The sequence below is a fragment of the Nocardia sp. NPDC059177 genome (assembly GCF_042755165.1).
GTDB lineage: Bacteria > Actinomycetota > Actinomycetes > Mycobacteriales > Mycobacteriaceae > Nocardia.
In genome coordinates this window covers 216,765-235,302 of record NZ_JBHZBX010000001.1, presented here as the reverse complement: position 1 = coordinate 235,302, position 18,538 = coordinate 216,765, and the positions used below count along the sequence as shown (strand labels likewise).

The 18,538-nt window shown below is 70.4% G+C and carries 19 protein-coding genes; 11 read left to right on the top strand and 8 right to left on the bottom strand.

Annotated elements, in window-relative coordinates:
* The first annotated feature begins 28 nt into the window (after positions 1-28).
* The 4 genes from ACFXK0_RS01085 (at position 29) to ACFXK0_RS01070 (ending at position 4,006) form a co-directional block, all read left to right on the top strand.
* Positions 29-835, top strand: a complete 807-nt coding sequence (locus ACFXK0_RS01085) for an NUDIX hydrolase (RefSeq protein ID WP_379407597.1) — start codon at positions 29-31, stop codon at positions 833-835.
* Positions 836-844: 9 nt separating this feature from the next.
* The gene (locus ACFXK0_RS01080; RefSeq protein WP_379407596.1) at positions 845-1,621 is read left to right on the top strand and encodes an enoyl-CoA hydratase-related protein; all 777 of its coding nucleotides are present in this window, start codon (positions 845-847) and stop codon (positions 1,619-1,621) included.
* 87 nt (positions 1,622-1,708) lie between these two features.
* Complete coding sequence (locus ACFXK0_RS01075; protein ID WP_379407595.1) at positions 1,709-2,686, top strand: class I SAM-dependent methyltransferase; 978 nt, start codon at positions 1,709-1,711, stop codon at positions 2,684-2,686.
* Positions 2,687-4,006, top strand: coding sequence for a class I SAM-dependent methyltransferase (locus tag ACFXK0_RS01070; RefSeq protein WP_379407594.1), 1,320 nt, complete (start codon positions 2,687-2,689; stop codon positions 4,004-4,006).
* A 3-nt stretch (positions 4,007-4,009) separates the two neighbouring features.
* Here ACFXK0_RS01070 and ACFXK0_RS01065 read toward each other — a convergent pair whose 3' ends face one another.
* Both ACFXK0_RS01065 and ACFXK0_RS01060 read right to left on the bottom strand, forming a co-directional pair.
* Positions 4,010-4,705, bottom strand: coding sequence for an NUDIX hydrolase (locus ACFXK0_RS01065; RefSeq protein WP_379407593.1), 696 nt, complete (start codon positions 4,703-4,705; stop codon positions 4,010-4,012).
* 64 nt (positions 4,706-4,769) lie between these two features.
* Positions 4,770-5,165, bottom strand: coding sequence for a RidA family protein (locus ACFXK0_RS01060; protein ID WP_379408052.1), 396 nt, complete (start codon positions 5,163-5,165; stop codon positions 4,770-4,772).
* A gap of 127 nt (positions 5,166-5,292) precedes the next feature.
* Here ACFXK0_RS01060 and ACFXK0_RS01055 point away from each other — a divergent pair, with 127 nt between their 5' ends.
* Entirely contained in the window at positions 5,293-6,303 is a 1,011-nt protein-coding gene (locus ACFXK0_RS01055; protein WP_379407592.1) for a helix-turn-helix transcriptional regulator, read from the top strand.
* On the opposite strand, the gene ACFXK0_RS01050 is transcribed toward ACFXK0_RS01055, so the two are convergent.
* Both ACFXK0_RS01050 and ACFXK0_RS01045 read right to left on the bottom strand, forming a co-directional pair.
* Complete coding sequence (locus ACFXK0_RS01050) at positions 6,266-6,829, bottom strand: DUF1697 domain-containing protein (RefSeq protein ID WP_379407591.1); 564 nt, start codon at positions 6,827-6,829, stop codon at positions 6,266-6,268. The genes ACFXK0_RS01055 and ACFXK0_RS01050 overlap by 38 nt on opposite strands.
* Before the next feature lie 24 nt (positions 6,830-6,853).
* On the bottom strand, positions 6,854-7,600 hold the full coding sequence (locus ACFXK0_RS01045) for an acyltransferase (RefSeq protein ID WP_379407590.1): 747 nt from the start codon (positions 7,598-7,600) through the stop codon (positions 6,854-6,856).
* A 124-nt stretch (positions 7,601-7,724) separates the two neighbouring features.
* Between ACFXK0_RS01045 and ACFXK0_RS01040 the strand changes: the two genes are divergently transcribed.
* Positions 7,725-9,017 (top strand): PQQ-binding-like beta-propeller repeat protein, encoded by a 1,293-nt coding sequence (locus tag ACFXK0_RS01040; protein ID WP_379407589.1) that lies wholly within the window; start codon positions 7,725-7,727, stop codon positions 9,015-9,017.
* A 1-nt stretch (position 9,018) separates the two neighbouring features.
* Here the strand turns inward: ACFXK0_RS01040 and ACFXK0_RS01035 are convergent, their stop codons facing one another.
* Positions 9,019-9,993 carry a polysaccharide deacetylase family protein gene (locus ACFXK0_RS01035; protein ID WP_379407588.1) on the bottom strand — a complete coding sequence of 325 codons (975 nt, stop codon included), beginning with the start codon at positions 9,991-9,993 and terminating at the stop codon, positions 9,019-9,021.
* Positions 9,994-10,103: 110 nt separating this feature from the next.
* On the opposite strand from ACFXK0_RS01035, the gene ACFXK0_RS01030 reads away from it, so the two are divergent.
* The gene (locus ACFXK0_RS01030) at positions 10,104-11,441 is read left to right on the top strand and encodes a putative glycoside hydrolase (protein WP_379407587.1); all 1,338 of its coding nucleotides are present in this window, start codon (positions 10,104-10,106) and stop codon (positions 11,439-11,441) included.
* A gap of 22 nt (positions 11,442-11,463) precedes the next feature.
* On the opposite strand, the gene ACFXK0_RS01025 is transcribed toward ACFXK0_RS01030, so the two are convergent.
* From ACFXK0_RS01025 to ACFXK0_RS01015, 3 genes are read right to left on the bottom strand one after another with little or no spacing between them, the layout of a single operon-like run.
* Positions 11,464-12,717, bottom strand: coding sequence for a glycosyltransferase family 4 protein (locus ACFXK0_RS01025; RefSeq protein WP_379407586.1), 1,254 nt, complete (start codon positions 12,715-12,717; stop codon positions 11,464-11,466).
* Positions 12,714-14,270 carry a 1,4-alpha-glucan branching protein domain-containing protein gene (locus ACFXK0_RS01020; protein WP_379407585.1) on the bottom strand — a complete coding sequence of 519 codons (1,557 nt, stop codon included), beginning with the start codon at positions 14,268-14,270 and terminating at the stop codon, positions 12,714-12,716. Before ACFXK0_RS01020 ends, ACFXK0_RS01025 begins: the two co-directional genes overlap by 4 nt.
* The gene (locus ACFXK0_RS01015) at positions 14,267-15,064 is read right to left on the bottom strand and encodes a class I SAM-dependent methyltransferase (protein WP_379407584.1); all 798 of its coding nucleotides are present in this window, start codon (positions 15,062-15,064) and stop codon (positions 14,267-14,269) included. The genes ACFXK0_RS01020 and ACFXK0_RS01015 overlap by 4 nt, the downstream gene beginning before the upstream one ends.
* 184 nt (positions 15,065-15,248) lie before the next feature.
* Between ACFXK0_RS01015 and ACFXK0_RS01010 the strand changes: the two genes are divergently transcribed.
* The 4 genes from ACFXK0_RS01010 to ACFXK0_RS00995 all read left to right on the top strand — a co-directional run bounded on the left by ACFXK0_RS01010 (position 15,249) and on the right by ACFXK0_RS00995 (position 18,482).
* Entirely contained in the window at positions 15,249-16,034 is a 786-nt protein-coding gene (locus ACFXK0_RS01010; RefSeq protein ID WP_379407583.1) for an electron transfer flavoprotein subunit beta/FixA family protein, read from the top strand.
* Between the two features lie 39 nt (positions 16,035-16,073).
* On the top strand, positions 16,074-17,030 hold the full coding sequence (locus ACFXK0_RS01005; protein WP_379407582.1) for an electron transfer flavoprotein subunit alpha/FixB family protein: 957 nt from the start codon (positions 16,074-16,076) through the stop codon (positions 17,028-17,030).
* 117 nt (positions 17,031-17,147) lie between these two features.
* Positions 17,148-17,798: a Uma2 family endonuclease gene (locus tag ACFXK0_RS01000; protein ID WP_379407581.1), complete on the top strand. Its 651-nt coding sequence runs from the start codon at positions 17,148-17,150 to the stop codon at positions 17,796-17,798.
* A gap of 33 nt (positions 17,799-17,831) precedes the next feature.
* Positions 17,832-18,482 carry a hypothetical protein gene (locus tag ACFXK0_RS00995; protein WP_379407580.1) on the top strand — a complete coding sequence of 217 codons (651 nt, stop codon included), beginning with the start codon at positions 17,832-17,834 and terminating at the stop codon, positions 18,480-18,482.
* Positions 18,483-18,538: the final 56 nt, after the last annotated feature.

Sequence of the window (18,538 nt, the reverse complement as noted above, 5' to 3'; positions counted from 1 at the left end):
CGGGTGCTCGCAGGTGGAGAGGAACGGTATGAGTGAGTCCGGGGTGCCCGTGCGGGACGCGTCGACGGTGATTCTGGTGCGCGACGGTGACCCGGGCCTCGAAGTGTTCCTGCAGCAGCGGGTCAAGGGCATGGCCTTCGCCGGCGGGATGACCGTGTTCCCGGGCGGCGGGGTCGACCGCACCGACGCCACCGCCGACATCGCCTGGGCCGGCCCCGGACCGGACTGGTGGGCCGAGCGCTTCGGCACCGACGAACCGAGCGCACAGGCGCTGGTCGCCGCGGCCGTGCGCGAGACCTTCGAGGAATGCGGTGTGCTGCTGGCCGGTCCGACCGCGCAGACCGTCGTCGACGATCCCACCCGCTACCGCGAGGCACGCGGCAGGCTGGAGCGCCGCGAACTCTCGCTGGCGGAGTTCCTGGCGGCCGAGGGGCTGGTGCTGCGCGCCGATCTGCTGCGGCCGTGGTCCAACTGGATCACCCCGGCGGCCGAACCGCGCCGCTACGACACGCGTTTCTTCGTCGCCGTGCTGCCGCAGGGCCAGAGCGCCGACGGCGCCACCTCCGAGGCCGCCCGGGTGGCCTGGGCGAGCCCCGCCGCCGCGCTGGCGAGCTGGAAGGCCGGTGAGCACGTGCTGCTGCCGCCCACCTGGTCGCAGCTCGACGGCCTGTGCGGTTTCACCGACACCGCTGCCCTGCTGGCCGCCCACCGGCCGATCACCCCGATCATGCCGACCTACACGCCCACCGCCGACGGCCCGCCGCTGAGCGACTTCCCCGACAACGAACGGTATTTCACGGAGCTGCCGCAGCTGGGTGCACTCGGCGGCCGGTAGGTTGACCGCATGGCCGAATTCGTCACCCTCGAGCTGCCCGCGGAGCCGACCGCCCGTGGCGTCGCGCTGCTGCGCATCGATCGTCCGCCGCTGAACCTCGTCGACGCCCAGCTCGCCCGTGAGGTGGCCGCCGCGGCCGCCACCGTGGCCGAGCATCCCGGGGTGGCGGCGCTGATCGTCTACGGCGACGAACGGGTGTTCAGCGCGGGCGACGAGATGCGCGAGCTGGCCGAGCTCGACGCCTGTCAGGCCGCCGCCATGGCGGCCGATCTGCAGGCCGCCCTCGGCTGCCTGTCGCGGGTGCCGCAGCCGACCGTCGCCGCGATCACCGGCTACTGCCTCGGTGCCGGGCTCGAACTGGCGCTGGGCGCCGATCACCGGATCATCGGCGACAACGTCAAACTCGGGCTGCCGCAGATCAAGGCGGGCCTGATCCCGCTGTCGGGCATCCGCCGCCTCGCCCAGCTGATCGGCGCGAGCCGGGCCAAGGACCTCGTCTACACCGGCCGGTTCGTCGACGCCACCGAGGCCGCGACACTCGGTCTGGTCGACGAGGTCGTCGCCCCCGACGACGTGCTGACTGCCGCGCGCCGCTGGGCCGAACAGTTCGTCACCGCCGCGCCGCGCGCGCTGGCGGCCGCCAAGGCGGTGTTCGAAGCGGGCCCGCACGGGCACTCCGCCGCGGTCACCGAATGGTCGGCGCTCTTCGACACCGACGACGCGCGCACCGGCACCCAGACCTTCGCCGCCCAGGGTCCCAACAGCGCGGTGTTCACCGGACGCTGAGCTGAGATCGGTCAATCGACCAGTTGGAACGGCCGGAAACAAGACCGCCCGCCACGTGCGCGCGCTCTCATATTAGGCTGCACTGTTATGACGGTTCACCCCGATGACCCGGCGCCGAACCCGCACGCCACCGAGGCCGAGGTCGAAGCAGCGCTGAAGGACACCAAGCTCGCCCAGGTCCTGTATCACGACTGGGAAGCGGAGACCTACGACGACAAGTGGTCGATCTCCTATGACGAACGCTGTATCGCGTATGCCCGCGGCCGGTTCGACCTCGCGGTCGGCCCCGCCCCGCTGCCCTACGAACGGGCGCTCGAGCTCGGCTGCGGCACGGGGTTCTTCCTGCTGAACCTGATGCAGGGCGGCATCGCGAAGAAGGGCTCGGTCACCGACCTCTCGCCCGGCATGGTCAAGGTCGCGCTGCGCAATGCCGAACACCTCGGCCTCGATGTCGACGGCCGCGTCGCCGACGCCGAGACCATCCCGTACGACGACGACACCTTCGACCTGGTGTGCGGCCACGCCGTGCTGCACCACATCCCCGACGTGGAGCTGGCGCTCGAGGAGTGCCTGCGCGTGCTCAAGCCGGGCGGCCGATTCGTCTTCGCCGGTGAACCGACCACCGTCGGCAACTTCTACGCCCGCAAGCTCGGCCAGGCCACCTGGAAGGTGACCACCGAGATCACCAAGCTGCCGTTCCTGTCCGGCTGGCGTCGTCCGCAGACCGAGCTGGACGAGTCCTCCCGCGCCGCCGCCCTCGAGGCCGTCGTCGACCTGCACACCTTCGACCCGAGCGATCTCGAGAACATGGCGAAGTCGGCCGGTGCCGTCGACGTGCAGGCCACCACCGAGGAGTTCGCCGCCGCCCTGTGGGGCTGGCCGGTGCGCACCTTCGAGGCCGCCGTCCCCGACGAGAAGCTGACCATGGGCTACCGCATGGCGCAGTACCGCGCCTGGCTCGGCCTGAGCTGGCTCGACGAGAACATCCTGCGCAAGGTCGTGCCGCGCGAGTTCTTCTACAACGCGATGATCACCGGCGTGAAGCCGGGCGCGGCGCAGAAGTAGGTGGGCTACCGCTTCGGCCGCGACGATGTCGCCTACCTGGGCAGCGCGGCAGGCCGTGCCGCGCTCGCCGAGGTCGACCGGCTGGAGCTGACCCCCGCGGCGCACCTGCGCGATATCGAGCAGGTGCGCCGCACCCACGGCGAACACACCGCCGCCCTCATCGAAACGGTGCGGCTGCGGCGCAAGGCCGCCGCCAAGCTGCCCGGGTCCGATGGCTGGCTGTTCACCGACGACGCCTTGCAGCAGGCCACCCCCGCGCTGGTCGCCCGGCACCGGGCCGCGCGGCTGGCCGGGCGCGCCGTGCACGATGTCACCTGTTCGATCGGCGCGGAACTGGCTGAGCTCGTGCGCACTTGCCCGGCGGTCATCGGCAGCGATCTCGACGAGGTCCGCCTCGCCATCGCCGCGCACAACCTGGGTGTCGAGCCGGTGATGGCGCCTGTCCCCGGGCTGCCGCATGGCCTCGCTCCCGGTTCCTCGGCCGGCACCGCGTCCGGCCCGCCGGACCCCGACACGGCCACTGCTGCCCGCGCCGGCGACCGGCCTGACGCGCTGTCCGGCTCCGTGGATCACGCAGGCACCATCGTGCTGGCCAGAGCCGACGCCCTCACCCCCACCTCCCGCGACACCGTGATCATCGCCGATCCCGCCCGCCGCGCCGACGGCCGCCGCACTTACGACCCGGCCAAACTCCAGCCCCCGCTGCCCGATCTCCTCGACGCCTACGCGGGCCGCGATATCGCCGTGAAGTCCGCGCCCGGACTGGATTTCGATCGTCTCGGCTGGTCCGGTGAGATCGAGGTGGTCTCCCTCGACGGCGCCGTCCGCGAAGCCTGCCTGTGGTCGCCCGGCCTCACCGAACCCGGTGTCACCCGCCGCGCCACCGTCCTCGATTCCCGGGGCGGCGCGACCACCCTCACCGACGCCGACCCCGACGACATCCCCGAACGCGCCCCCGGCACCTGGATCATCGACCCCGACGGCGCGGTCGTGCGCGCGGGCCTGGTCCGCCACTACGCCGCGAAACACGGCCTCTGGCAACTGGACCCGCAGATCGCCTACCTCACCGGCGACACGGTCCCACCCGGCATGCGCGGCTTCCGCATCGAGGACCGCCTCGAACTCCGCGAGAAGACCCTGCGCCAGGAACTGTCCCGCCGCGACTGCGGCGCACTCGAGATCCTGGTCCGCGGCGTCGACATCGACCCCGACGCCCTCCGCAAAAAACTCAAACCCCGCGGCCGCACCCCCTACACCCTCGTCCTCACCCGCATCGGCCGCACCGGCACCGCCTTCCTCTGCACCGCCGCCGCCCCGTAGACGTCAGTGCTTGGTCCAGTCGGGCTGGGTGAAGTGGGCGACCCGGGAATCGGCGGGGGAGTGGCCGAGGAGGACGACCGCGCGGAACTGCCACAGCAGGGCGCCGGTCGGGGCGTGGATGGTCATCTTCGGGCCGAGGCGCATCTGGAGCAGTCCGGAGGAGTCCGTGTCGGGGAGTTCGGCCCGGAGGTCGTGGTCGAAGACCGCTTGCTCGGGGCGCACCCAGTGCGGCACGTCGTCGGCGGCCAGCCGGGTCAGGTCGACCTGGTGGACGGAGAACACCTCGTCCGGGTTGGGCCGCAGGGCGTCGATATCGTCGACCGTCACCACGATCGGGGTGATCGCGAAACCGGACGTGGCCGGGAAGTCGTCGAGCAGTCCCAGCACATCGGCCGGTTTCGCCGCGAGGTTCAGTTCCTCGTGCAGTTCCCGGATCGCCGCCTGTTCGGGTGTCTCGCCGGGCTCGAGCCGCCCGCCGGGCAGCCCCCACTGGCCCGCGTTGCGTCCGCGGTAGGCGCGCTTCATCACGATCACCGACAGGACGTCGTCGGTGCGCGGCACCACGCACAGGGTCACCCCGGCGCGGCGCATGCCGGGGACGTCGGGAACGGCGATCCGGGGGAACGCCGTCAGCCGGGCGCGGGCGACGGCACGGAATTCCTCGATGCTGTGTGGCAGGGGCGATTGCGGGTGGCTCACCCCTCGATCTTGCACCAGCCGCCAGTGCGCCGCCCCCGGCCCGGGTGCCGGGGGCGGCTTGGGATCACGCCACCGCGGTGGCCTCGAGCTCGACCAGCTGACCGGCGACGGCGAGGCGGGTGACGCCGAGCATGGTGGTTGCCGGGGCCACGCCCGCGGCGCCGAGGCGGGCGGCCAGCACGCCGTAGTGCTGGAAGAGCAGGTCGACGTCGGTGGTGTAGACGTTGAGCCGGACGACGTCGGTCAGCGACATGCCCGCCTCCTTCAGCACGCCCTCCACATTGTCCAGGCTCGACCCCAGCTGGGCCGCCATGTCGTCGGGGTGCTCGGGCTCGCCCTGCGCGTTCATGGCGGTCTGGCCGGAGCAGTACAGGGTGCGGGTGCCGCCCGCGACGAGCTCGCCCTGGTTGAATCCCAGCTCCACCGACCACGACACCGGGTTGATCGCCGTTCGTTGCACTGCCACTTCAGCTCCGTTCGATACCGACGCCCCGCGCCCCGATGGCTGCGGTCGATGACGCCGTGGTGGCCAGCCTCCCAACGAATCACGACATCCTCTGTCAGGTATTCCTGCTAGTTTTCGCCGCATGCGCGCGGATCGATTGGTTTCGCTGGTGCTGCTGTTGCGCCAGCGCGGTCGGCTGACCGCGGCCGAGCTGGCCGACGAGCTGGAGGTGTCCACCCGTACGGTGCTGCGCGATATCGAGGCACTGTCCGCGGCCGGGGTCCCCGTCTACACCGAACGCGGCAGGCACGGCGGATTCGCATTGCTGCCGGGGTTCCGGACCGAACTCACCGGGCTCAACCACGAGGAGGCCCTCGCCCTGCTGGTCGCCGGATCACGCAGTGGCGCACAGGCATTCGGCCTCGGTTCGGCACTCGCCGCGGCCATGCTCAAAGTGGTCGACGCGCTGCCTGCCGGCTACCGAGACACCGCCGCCGAGGTATCGGAACGGCTGCTCATCGATCCGGAGACCGATCTGCTGGCCCGCCGCCGCAACGTCGAGGAGATCCCCGGTCCCGTCGCCACCGAGGTCCGGCGCGCGGTCCTGGCCGGCCACCGGCTGCGCATCCACTACGCGGCACCCGATCAGCCACCGAGCTGGCGCACGGTGGACCCGATCGGCCTGGTCGTCGTGCGCGACCAGACCTACCTGCTGGCCACCCGATCCGGCGCCGACCGCACCTACCGCCTCGCCCGCGTGCTGGCCGCCGAGCAACTCCCCGACCCCGCTGACCGTCCGGATCGAGTCGATCTGAGCCTGGCCTGGCAGGAACGCAGCACCCGCTTCCGGACCGGCGGCGACCAGCTCGCCGTCCGCCTGCTGGTGCACCCGGCGCGGCGGGAGGAACTGGTGGGTACCGCGCTGGCCGTCCTCAGCGAGGAACCCGACGCCGACCGCCTGCGCATGACGGTGACCTTCCAGGACACCCCACACGCCGAATGGGCCCTGTGGCAGCTCGGCACCGACGCCGAAGCGCTGTCCCCACCGACTCTGCGCACCGCCTTGCGCGACCGCGCCATCGCCTTCGCCACCCACTACGAGCCCTCGGCGGGCGCTAACCCTCGATCTTCTTCACCACCCGCTGCACCGTGAGCCAGGTGCGGGTGGTGATGTCTTTCCCGTAGGACTTCTCCAGCCGGGCCATGAAGTCGGGCGTGGCCGGGGTGCTGTTGTCGAGGACGGTGAGGAAGGCGCGGGCCTCGGCGTCGTAGCCGATCACCTCGGTCAGTGGATCGTCCTCGAACTCCGACAGATCCGTTTCGCGCATCCGGTCCTTGAAGAAGGTGACGGTGAGATAGGAGCCGCGCTCGTGTGGGCGGCCGGCGAAGGGGTCGCGGTCGAGCAGCGCGCGCAGTTCGGGATGGCTGCGGATGATGGTGCCGCCGGGGATGCCCAGCTCGGCGGTCAGCGCCTGCTGGATGCGATCCTCCAGGTCGGCGGGGTCGTCGGCGGTGCGGAAGACGATATTGCCGCTGGACACCACCGAGGCGACCTTCTCGAAGCCGAGACCGTCGAACACCCCGCGTAACTTCTCGTTGCGCATATTCGGGTTGCTGGGCCCGATCCCGCGTAGCAGCGCCGCATAGCTCTCCACGCAGCCGACCGTACCCAGCCCCACCGACAGACTCCACTGCCGCGCCGTTCAGGCCTGGGCGGCGGCGTTCTTCTTGCGCTCGATATCGGCCAGCGCGGCCAGATAGGCCTCGCGTTCCTCGGCGCTCGCGTCCCAGGCGACCTTGCGGTTCTTCACGACCTTGGCGGGCGCGCCGACCGCGATGCTGTAGTCGGGCACGTCGCCGCGCACCACGGCGTGCGCGCCGAGCACACAGCCACGGCCCACCCGGGTGTCGCGCAGCACCGTCACCTTCGCCGCGATCCAGGTGTCGGGGCCGATCCGCACCGGGCTCTTCACGATGCCCTGGTCCTTGATGGGCAGGGTGATGTCGTCCATCTTGTGGTCGAAGTCGCAGATGTAGCACCAGTCGGCGACCAGGGTGGATTCGCCGATCTCGATGTCGAGGTAGGTGTTGACCACGTTGTCCTTGCCGAAGACCACCTTGTCGCCGATGCGCAGCGAACCCTCGTGGCAGCGGATGGCGTTGCCGTCGCCGATGTGCACCCAGCGACCGATCTCCATGCGGGCGAATTCCGGGGTCGCGTGGATCTCCACATTGCGGCCGAGGAAGACCATGCCGCGCAGCACGATATGCGGGTTGGTCAGGCGGAACTTGGCCAGCCGGTAGTAGCGCACCAGGTACCACGGGGTGTAGGCGCGGTTGGCCAGCACCCAGCGCAACGAGTCCTTGGTCAGGAAGCGCGCCTGCTGCGGATCTCGGCGGCGCGATCCACGCCAGCGCGCGGTCAGCGGCGCGCCCCACATGCTCGTCACGAAGTAGTCTCCCGTCGTGATCCACCGGGCCTGCCACCCGGGGATTCGGTCATCGGGTACACAGAGTACTTTCGTCAGCGCACACTAACCGTGCCCTACCCCGATTATCCAGGGAGATCAGCAGGTGCGAACTCGGACTCGTGTCGTAGCCTCGCTCGCTGCCGCCGGAGTGATGGCGGTGGCGGGGTGCGGTACCGATGTGGACGACATCACCGTCGGCGCCGGAAAAGGCTGGCCCGCGGTGCATCACGACGGCAGCAATGCCGGCGCGAGCCCGGTCTCGGGGGCGGACGCGCTGGCGCTGAGCTGGTCGCGTCCGGTCGGTGGGCCGATCGCGCAGCCGTTGACCATCGGTCCCGAAGGGCAGATGTTCGTCACGACGAGCACCAGCGGCTGCTCGATCCTGTCCTTCCAGATGAAGACGGGCCGCAAGCGCTTCTGCAACCAGCTCGGACCGTCCACCATCCAGGCCCCGACCGTGGTCGACGGCATGAGCAATGTCTACGTCGGTGACGACGGCGCGGTGAACTCCTTCAACTACCTGGGGCAGCCGCGCTGGCGCACGCCGGTGGCCGGGGTGCCGGTGGCGATCCAGTTCACCGGTGACGGCAAGGTCCTGACGATCACCCAGTCCGGCCAGGTCGACGTGCTGAGCAGGCAGACCGGCGGCCGTGAGGTCCCGACCCTGCAGCTGCTCGGCGAACCCGACTTCCTCCGGTTCCCCGGCCTGACCAGGCCCGCCTCCGGCGACGGCCTCGACGACTGCGCCACCGGCGGCCCGCGCTGCGCGATCGCCAACACCACCGCCGTCGACCCCGACACCGGCCGTTTCTTCGTCACCGTCTGGGAACCGGGCAAGCCCGCGGCCGCGCTGCGCGCCATGCGCTACGCCGACGGCAAGGTGTCGCAGGAATGGAACGCCGAAATGCTCGTCGGCGGCAGCGCCACCAGCCCCACTCTCTCCGCCGACGGCGACACCGTCTACATCGGCGACAACAGCGGCCGCCTGATCGCGGTGAACGCCGAGGACGGCACCACTCGCTGGACCCACCCCCTCGGCTGGACCCCTAGCGGCGGCATCTCGGTCGTCGGCGACCAGATCGTCCCCGCCGGCGACGACGGCTACCTCACGGCCCTGCGCGATACCGGCGAGAGCGCCGAAATCGTTTGGGAGCGCAAGGATCTCGCGCTGCGCGGGACACCGGCCCAGACCACCGGCGGCCTCGGCTACGCTGTCGCCGCGATCGGCGCGGGCCTCAACCTGATCACCTTCGACACCACCACCGGCGAGACCGTCGATTCCGACCACCTGCCCGACGCCACCGGCACCATCGCCGGGATCTCCCTCGGTCCCGAGGGCGAGGTCGTGGTCGCCACCCGCCTGGGTGAGGTGTTCACCTTCAAGCCCGAGGTCTGAGTCAGTACGGGTTGGCTCGATCGGCCCAGCGGGCGCCGAGTTCCGCGGTGAGCGCCCGCGGGAACGAGATGCGGGTGGGGTCGCCGTCGGCGGTGTAGCGCTGTTCGGGGTGCTCGGCGAGCCAGTCCAGCCAGTAGGCCGAATCGAACGGGACCGTGCCCCGGCCGGACCGGATGCGCGGCACGCCGCCGGGGTCGATCGCGCCGTACGGTGCCGGTGCCGGGTTCGAGCCGACCAGCATCACCGCGCCGAAGGCGTAGGACGTGCCGTCCCAGCTGCCCGTGGTGGCCAGGGCGTGGTCGCGGGGGTAGATGCCGAGCGGGAGCGCCATGGTGCGCACGGTCGCGCCGGTGGCGGTCACGGCGCGGACGTTCTGGACCAGCTGGCGTTGCACGTTGTCGGCGTCGAGGCTCGACAGGTTCGCGTGATCAGCTGTGTGCGCGCCGATTTCGTGTCCGTGTGCGGTCAGCCAGGGGAGCGCTCGGGGGTCGTCGCCGAAGGGCTCGTTGTTGACGTAGAACGTGGCGACCGGCCCGAAATCCGGGTAGCGGGCGGCGAATTCGGCGAGGATGCCTGCGGCGCTGTCGGGTGCCACCGCGCCGGTGCCGGTGAAGGCGAGTTGGCTGCCGGTGGAGTCGTCGAAGGTGAGGACCACCGGGTGGGTGCCCGCGGGCAGGTCCAGTTCGCCGGCGATGTACTGCGCGGCGGTCACCGGGCGGTAGCCCTCGCGATACAGGCGTTCCAGTTCGTCGCGGAACTCCGCCGGGGTCTGGTCGTATTCGCCCGCCGGGTACGCGGTGATCTGGTGATACATGAGCACCGGCACGAATCCCAGTTCGTTGGCGGCGATTCCGGCCGGATCCGGGGGTGGTGGCGTGGTGGTCGGGGCGGCCGCCGACGGCTCGGCCGGCGCCTCCGCGGGTGCGCACGCGGCCAGCGCCGCGACCAGCGAGAGCGCGCAGAGCGCTCGGAGCATCGTGGGGTAACCGCCCGGCATCGGGGCAAAATTACGCGATTGTCCGGTTCTATGGACCGGAACTGGGGGATAGTGGGCGCCGGTATCGGATGTGGAAGTTGGTGTAGGCGTTGGGATCGTGGCTCGGGTCGGTCACTCGGCGGCGCGGGGCGACGATCGCCCTGGGTGCCGCGCTCGCTGTGCTGGTGGTCGCGGTGCTGGCCGGATTCGGGCTGGGCGGATCGGGTGAAACATCGTCCGCGGATACGGCGCCGCCGATGCTCGAGGTGCGCCCGGTCGATCCCGTGCGGTCCTATCACGCGCCGATCGTGGTGCGCGGCAACGCCATCGGGGCGCAACGGGTATCCATCGGCACGGACTCGGTGACGCCCGCCGCCGACGGCGCCTTCGAGCTGACGGTGCCGTGGGCGCCCGGCTACCAGGTCGTCGCGGCGGACGCGGCGGGCAATCGGAGCGAGCGGACCGTCGTCACCGCGTTCACCCTGCCGCGGATCCGGGCGGTGCATGTCACCGCGCACGCATGGTCACACGAGGGGCTGCGCGAAGCGGTGCTCGATCTCGCCCGCGAAGGCCGCATCGACACCGTGCAGCTCGACATCAAGGACGAGGACGGTGTCGTCGGCTACGACTCCCAGGTGCCCCTGGCCCGTGAAACCGGTGCTGTCGCAGCCATTTACGACGCTCCGTCGGCGCTGCGGCAGCTGCACGACATGGGCCTGCGGGTGGTCGGGCGCATCGTCGCCTTCCGCGACCCGACCGTGGCCGCCTGGGCCTGGCACAGCGGCAGGCCCGACTGGGTGGTCCAGAACCCGTCCGGGCAGCCGTATTCCAGCCACTACGGCCCCATCGCCTTCACCAATGTCGCGCACCCGGACGTGCGCCAGTACAACATCGACCTCGCGGTGGAAGCCGGCCGGCTCGGCTTCGACGGCATCATGTACGACTACGTCCGCCGCCCCGACGGCAGCCTGTCCAGCATGTATTTCGCCGGCCTCACCACCACTCCCGCCACCGCGGTCGCGGACTTCCTCGCCCAGAGCCGCTACCCCGTGCACGCCGCGGGCGCCCACCTGAGCGCCGCCGTCTACGGCATCGCCGCCACCCGCCCCGACCAGATCGCCCAGGACATCCCCGCCATCGCCCGCAGCGTCGACTTCGTCGCCCCCATGATCTACCCCTCGCACTGGAACCCCGGCGAATACGGCGTCGCCAACCCCAACGCCCAGCCCTACGACATCGTCCACCGCTCCCTCCAGGACTTCCAGAAGACCACCGCCACCACCGGCGCGAAAGTGGTCCCCTGGCTCCAGGACTTCAGCCTCGGCGTCCCCTACGGCGACGCAGAACTCCGAGCCCAGATCGACGCCACCCACGCCACCGGCATAGACAGCTTCTTCCTCTGGAACGCCGCCACCCGCTACCACGGTGGCGGCATCCCCCCGGCCTGAGCACCCAGCCCACCCGGGACGGTTATTTCGGGTCGCGTTCCGGGAGGGGGCGTTCGACGATGTCGGGGCGGCCGAGGGAGGTGCGGACGCGGCGTTTGGCGGCCGAGTAGACCTGGGCGGTCTCGGCGGCGACCACGTCCCAGGCGAAGTCGGCGGTGAGACGTTCGCGGGCGGTGTAGGCGCGGTCCTGGGCGGTGGCGGGGTCGTCGAGGACCGCGCGGACGGCGTCGACGATGCCGTCGACATCGGCCGGTTCGAAGGAGGCGCCGGTGACACCGTCGATGACGGCCTCGCCGAGACCGCCCGCGGTGGCGGCGATCAGCGGGACACCGGCGGCGGCGGCCTCGAGGGCGACGATGCCGAAGGGCTCGTAGCGGCTGGGCAGCACGATCGCGTCGGCGCCGTGCAGCCAGCCGAGCAGTTCCTCGTGGCCCAGGCTGCCGACGAAGTGCACGGCGCGGGCCACCCGGTGCACGCGGGCGCGTTCGCGCAGCCAGTCGAACTGGGTGCCGACACCGGCGACGGTCAGCGTGGTGCCGGGGTGGGCGCGGCGGATGCGGGGCAGCGCGGCGATCGCGTCCTGCACGCCCTTCTCGTATTCGAGCCGGCCCACATACAGCAGTTTCGGCGGTCCGGACCGGGGCGCGCGCGGCCGGAAGGCCCACGCGCCGACATCGATCCCGTTGCGGATCACCGTGATCGGCGACAGTTCCGGCCCGTAGAGCCGTTCCACCTCGTCCTGCATCGAGGCCGAGCAGGTGATGAGCTGGTCGGCCTCGTTGGTGAGCCACCATTCGACCGAGTGCACCTGCTTGTTGACCCGCCCGGACACCCAGCCGCTGTGCCGACCGGCCTCGGTGGCGTGGATGGTGGCCACCAGCGGCACGTCGTAGTACTCGGCCAGCGCGATCGAGGGATGCGCGACGAGCCAGTCGTGCGCGTGCACCACATCCGGGGTCCAGCCCTCGCCGACGCCCGGCTTGCCGAGCGCGACCCCGGCCCGGACCATCGCGTGCCCCATCGCCAGCGTCCAGGCGAGCATGTCCTCGCCGAAGTCGAAGCAGGGCGGGTCCTCGGCCACCGCGACGACGAGCACGCCGTCGGCGATGTAGGAGTGCGTGGGGTGGCTGACCGGGTCGGTGCCCGTCGGCCTGCGCGCGAGCACGACCACCTCGTGCCCGGCCGCGGCCAGCTCGACGGCCAGGTGATGCACGTGCCTGCCGAGCCCGCCGACCACGACCGGCGGGTATTCCCACGACACCATCAAAATCTTCATACGAATCCTTCAGCGCTGGCCGAGGTGACTGCGCTCGGCAATCGCCGCGCGTCCAGACCCGGGAAGAATCCGTCGGCCGCGCTCCATCCTGCCGCGAGTCGGGCCGCTTTGGCGAACTGTCCGGCCCCGACGGCCTCGGCGAGCTCGCGGACGGCGTGCGCGTGTTCGTGCGCGCGGTCGCGGGCGTAGCCGGCGGCGGAGTCCTTGGAGACCATGAACGCCCAGTCGCTGGAGACGGTGAGGATGGCTTCGCGCAGCAACTGGTCGGCGACCGGATCGCGCAGCGAACCCTCGCGCCGGGCCTTGTCGAGGGTGTCCAGCGCCAGCCGCACGACCTCGGCGTTGAGCTCGACGAGGTCGGCGACCTGATCGCCGGCCCATACCCGCCAGTCCTTGCCCGAACCCCACGACGAGTCATTGAGCTGCACAGGTTCGCCCACGAAGCCGTTCGCGCGGGCGTCGGCGAGGGTGCCGACGGTGACCCCGGCCTCGGGCAGCGCGCGCAGCACCTGCTCGAGCCACTGTGGTCCTTCGTGCCACCAGTGGCCGAACAGTTCGGTGTCGAAGGCGGCCACCACGAGGGCGGGTCTGCCGATCCGCGCGGACTCCTCGGTCAGCCGCGCGCGCACCGTCTCGACGAAGTCGGCGACGTCGCGGGTGACCGCGGTGGCGGCGAGTTCGGGATCGTAAGGGGCCTTGTCAGGACCGGCGACCGTCTTACCCGTCACCCGGGACGGTTTGAGCCCGGTCGCGTGGTCGTAGTGGTGGAAATCGCGGTACGCGGCCTGGCCGGGGTAGCCCTGCTTGGGCGACCACACCCGGTAACTCACCTGGAGGTCACGCCCGAAGGCCACCACATCGGCCTCGCGCACCGGCCTGCCCAGGCTGGTGTCGCCGCGCAGCGAGGGTCCGTCGACCATGAAATGTGTCACACCGGCGGCGTCGTAGCCGCGCTCCATGCCGGGCGTGTACCCGCACTCGGGCGCCCAGATACCGGTCGGGGTGGTGCCCCAGCGCAGCCGCGCGTCGGCCAGGCCCTCGGTGAGCTGGAACTGGCGCAGGCGCGGATCGAGCAGCGGCTGGAACGGGTGCGCCAGCGGTCCGCCGAGCAGTTCGATGGCGTCGGCGTCGATGAGTGCGCGCCAGACCGGCGAGCCGCCGTGGCGCCAGTCGCGCTCGAATTCGCCCAAAGCCGTTGCCGCCAGCTGATGTTCGTGCCGGCCCAGTGCCACATTGCCCGACATCGACGCCTCGTCGGCGCGCAACTGCCAGTTACCCAGCCAGTGGTGCATACCGGCCAGGCAGTGCGGATCGTCGAGCTGGGCGGCCAGCACCGGGGTGATGCCCAGGCTCAGCAGATGCGAACGACCTTCGGCGGCAAGATTTTTCAGGACGCGGACCAGCGGCAGGTAGGACGCGGCCCAGGACTGGTAGAGCCATTCCTCACCGACCGGCCAGCGCCCGTGATGGGCCAGCCACGGCAGGTGCGAATGCAGGACGAGGGTGAACTGGCCCGGCACGGACCCGGTGGAGCGGGAGTCGGTCGATGTCATGCCGGTTCGGCGCTTGCCTTTTCGGCGATCGCCACCAGGTCCAGGCTGGCGTCGATATCGCCCTCGCGCAGGTCGAAATCGTCGATGGTGACGGCGGCGACGTCGGCGGTGAGGTCGGCCGGCCACGGTTCACCGGCCAGCGCGCGTTCGATCTGGGCGTCGATGAAGGACCCACCGTGCTTGGCGTCCAGCGCTTTCAGGCTCGCGCCGTGATGCACACCGAGCATTCGCGACACCGAGAAGCCGGCCTCGACCAGCAGTTCGTCCAGTTCGGCCGCATTGAGTTCGCGGGTGTGGAAGGGGTTGAGCGGGGTGTCGCGACCGGGGGAGAAGGTGATCCGGTTCGGCGTGCTGATCAGCAGGTGACCGCCGGGGCGCAGCACCCGCAGGCATTCGCGCAGGAACTGCGCCTGGTCCCAGAGATGTTCGATGACCTGGAAATTCACCACCACGTCGACGGATTCGTCGTCCAGGGGCAGTTCGGCGAGATTGCCCTGGATCATCTCCACCCGCGGGTAGCGCGCGCGCACGTGCGCGACGGCGCTCTCGTCGTAGTCCAGTCCGATGACCCGCGCGGCGACGCCGGCGATCATGTCCGCGCCGTAGCCCTCGCCCGAGCCCGCTTCGAGCACGGTCTTGCCGGCGCAACGGTCGATCAGGCGGGCGTAGGCGATCTCGTGCCGACGGAACCAGTAGTTCTCCTCGGCGATGCCGGGCACGGTCCGCTCGCCGGTCAACGGCAGTGGTTCATGTGTGGCGGCCGCGGGTGCGGCAGGGATCACAGCCTCGCTCATGGCACCGACGTTACTGGTACCGCGGGTTCCCGCAGGAGTCAGGGACCTCTTGCGCACGTAGGTTACCCACGAGTAACTTAGCGTAGGGTAGTGTTCCGCCCTGAGCTAGATTTCTCACACGGACGTACGGCCCAGCTCGTGCGGCCACCACACACGTGTCCCAGAAGGAGGTCGACGAAGACCGATGCCGAACATCGTCGTACTCATCAAGCAGGTTCCCGACACCTGGTCCGAGCGCAAGCTGACCGATGGTGACTACACCCTCGACCGCGAGGCCGCCGACGCCGTCCTCGACGAGATCAACGAGCGCGCCGTCGAGGAAGCGCTGCTGATCAAGGAGGCCCAGGGCGGCGAGGTCACCGTGCTGGCCGCCGGTCCGGATCGCGCCACCGAGGCCATCCGCAAGGCGCTGTCCATGGGTGCCGACAAGGCCATCCACATCAACGACCCGGCCATCCACGGCTCCGACGCCGTGCAGACCGCGTGGGTGCTGGCCGGTGCGCTGGGCCAGGTCGAGGGCGTCGAGCTGGTCATCGCCGGCAACGAGGCCACCGACGGTCGCGCGGGTGCCGTGCCTGCGATCATCGCCGAGTACCTGGGCATCCCGCAGCTGACGCACCTGCGCAAGCTGACCGTCGACGGCGAGAAGATCACCGGCGAGCGCGAGACCGACGAGGGCGTGTTCAAGCTCGAGGCGTCGCTGCCCGCCATCGTCTCGGTCACCGAGAAGATCAACGAGCCGCGCTTCCCCTCCTTCAAGGGCATCATGGCCGCCAAGAAGAAGGAAGTTCAGGTCTTCACCCTGGCCGATCTGGGCATCGACCCGTCGACCGTGGGCGTCGCCAACGCAGGCACCCAGGTCACCGGCGCCACCCCGAAGCCCGCCCGCACCGCGGGCGAGAAGATCGCGGACGAGGGTGAGGGCGGCAACCAGATCGCCACTTACCTCATCGGTCAGAAGATCATCTGATCCGGCCCCGACTGCCACGATTTTCTAGGAGAAAGAACAATGGCTGAAGTACTTGTGCTCGTCGAGCACGCCGACGGTGCCGTGAAGAAGGTCAGCACCGAACTGCTCACCGCCGCCCGCACCCTGGGCGAGCCCGCCGCGGTCGTCACCGGCCCGGCCGGGACCGCCGACAAGCTGGCCGCCGCGCTGGCCGCCGCGGGCGCCGAGAAGATCTACGTCGCCGAGTCCGACGACGTCGAGGGCTTCCTGGTCACCCCGAAGGTCGACGTGCTCGCCGGTCTGGTCGAGGCTGCCGCCCCGGCCGCCGTGCTGGTCGCCGCCACCGCCGAGGGCAAGGAGGTGTCGGGCCGCCTCGCCGCGCGCATCGGCTCCGGTCTGCTCGTCGACGTCATCGGCGTCAACGCCGACGGTTCGGTCACCGGCTCCATCTTCGGTGGCGCGTTCACCGTCGACGCCAAGGCCACCGGCGACGTGCCGGTGATCTCGGTGCGTCCGGGTGCCGTCGAGGCCGCCGCGCAGGCCGGTGCGGGCGAGCAGGTCGTCGTGGCCGTGCCCGCGCAGGAAGAGGGCGTGGTCAAGGTCGTCTCGCGCGAGCCGATCGTGGGCGGCGACCGTCCGGAGCTCACCGAGGCGAGCATCGTCGTCTCCGGTGGCCGTGGTGTCGGTTCCGCCGACAACTTCTCGGTCGTCGAGGCGCTGGCCGACTCGCTCGGTGCCGCTGTCGGCGCCTCGCGTGCCGCGGTCGACTCGGGCTACTACCCGGGCCAGTTCCAGGTGGGTCAGACCGGCAAGACGGTCTCCCCGCAGCTCTACATCGCCCTGGGCATCTCCGGCGCCATCCAGCACCGCGCCGGCATGCAGACCTCGAAGACCATCGTCGCGGTCAACAAGGACGAAGAGGCTCCCATCTTCGAGATCGCCGACTACGGCATCGTGGGCGACCTGTTCAACGTCGCCCCGCAGCTGACGGAGGCCGTCAAGTCCCACAAGGGCTGACAACGTCTCTTCGCTGTGCGAACGGCCCGGTTCTCCGTCACGGAGAGCCGGGCCGTTCGGCTTCCGTCGCGTGAGTTGCGGCGTAAAGCGCTGGATGTGGGTGCGTAGCATGAGGGCATGGCCATGCCGAGCGTTGATCGCCCCGATCTTCCCGAGTCGATGACCTGGGAGGAATTGGAGTCTCTGCCGGAAGAGATCGCCTCGCAGATCGAGCTGTGGGAAGGGCGCGTGGTCTGGTTGCGGCGGGGGCCGGGCGAACATCAGACGGCCATGCGTCGCCTGACCAACGAGCTCGAACGCTGCGCTCGACAGCGGGGGGCTGTGGACCCGCACCGCTGCTGGCGGGTCAATCTGGAGACGAACGTCTTCTTCGGCCACACCGGGAAATCCGACTTCGTGACGCCGGACTTCCTCGTGCATCGTTGCCTCGAGCCAGGTGCCGACGTCCGCGCGGACGATTGCGTTCTGGTCGGTGAGGTGCTGTCGCCATCGAATACGCCATCCGGGATCGAAGCGAAGAAGGCTCGCTACGCGGGTGCGGGCATTCCGTCGTACTGGGAAGTCGAGCTGCGACGGGATCTCACCGGCATCGCGGCCCTGCGTGTGTACATCCTCGAAACCGGTCACGCCGAGATCCCGCCGGGCGTGCGTCCGCTGCGCAATGCGAACTACCTCCTGGCGGGCGAGTGGACACCGGACTCCGCGGCAGCCATTTCCTTCCCGTATCCCTTCTCGCTCGAGATCCCCTGGTCCGCACTGGCTTTCTGAGCCCATCCAGTTCTCCGCCGCTACGCTGTGCGGGTGGAGGTCGTGTGGTGCGGATGGTATCGGCGAAAGTTCTTCAGCGACAAGGGGATCGCTGCTCGGGATCGGTTGGCCGACGCGGCGCGGGCCGGTGACTGGGACGTCGTATTCGAGGTCGCCGCGCGTGAACGCAGCGTCAACACGGTGCGGGTCGGTGGGAGTTCCGGATTCGCACCGCTGCACCAAGCCGCGTGGCACGGTGCCCCGGAGCCCGTTGTCGAACGGCTGCTCGAGCTCGGGGCGTGGCGGACACTGCGGACCGCCGACGGTGACACCGCCGCGGATGTCGCGGCCGCGCGCGGCAACGATCAGCTGTCGGCGTTGCTCACGCCGAGGCTGGTGCGCGAGGTCGATGCCTCCGTCCTGGCGCAGCTCGAATGTCAGCTGCACGCGGTGATCCTGGGACGGGTGCTCGACCTGTGCCGGGCGTGCGGTTTCCGCCCGCCACCGCTGTCACCGCTGCTCGAATACCCCGACGAGACGATGTGGGCGGCGATTCCAGGCTTCTACGGAGGTTTCGCGATCGAGTTGGTCGCCGGCGCGGACGAACTCGACGTCTCGAGCTGGTGCCGGGTGGCCGGTGGATCGGGGCAGCGGCATCGAGTCCGGCCGGACGGGTTCGAACTCGTCGAGGAAGGGTTCGTCTAGGGCTGGTCTCCGCCACCGCCGACTACGGCATCGCCGCCGACTCGGCCGGACCTCGC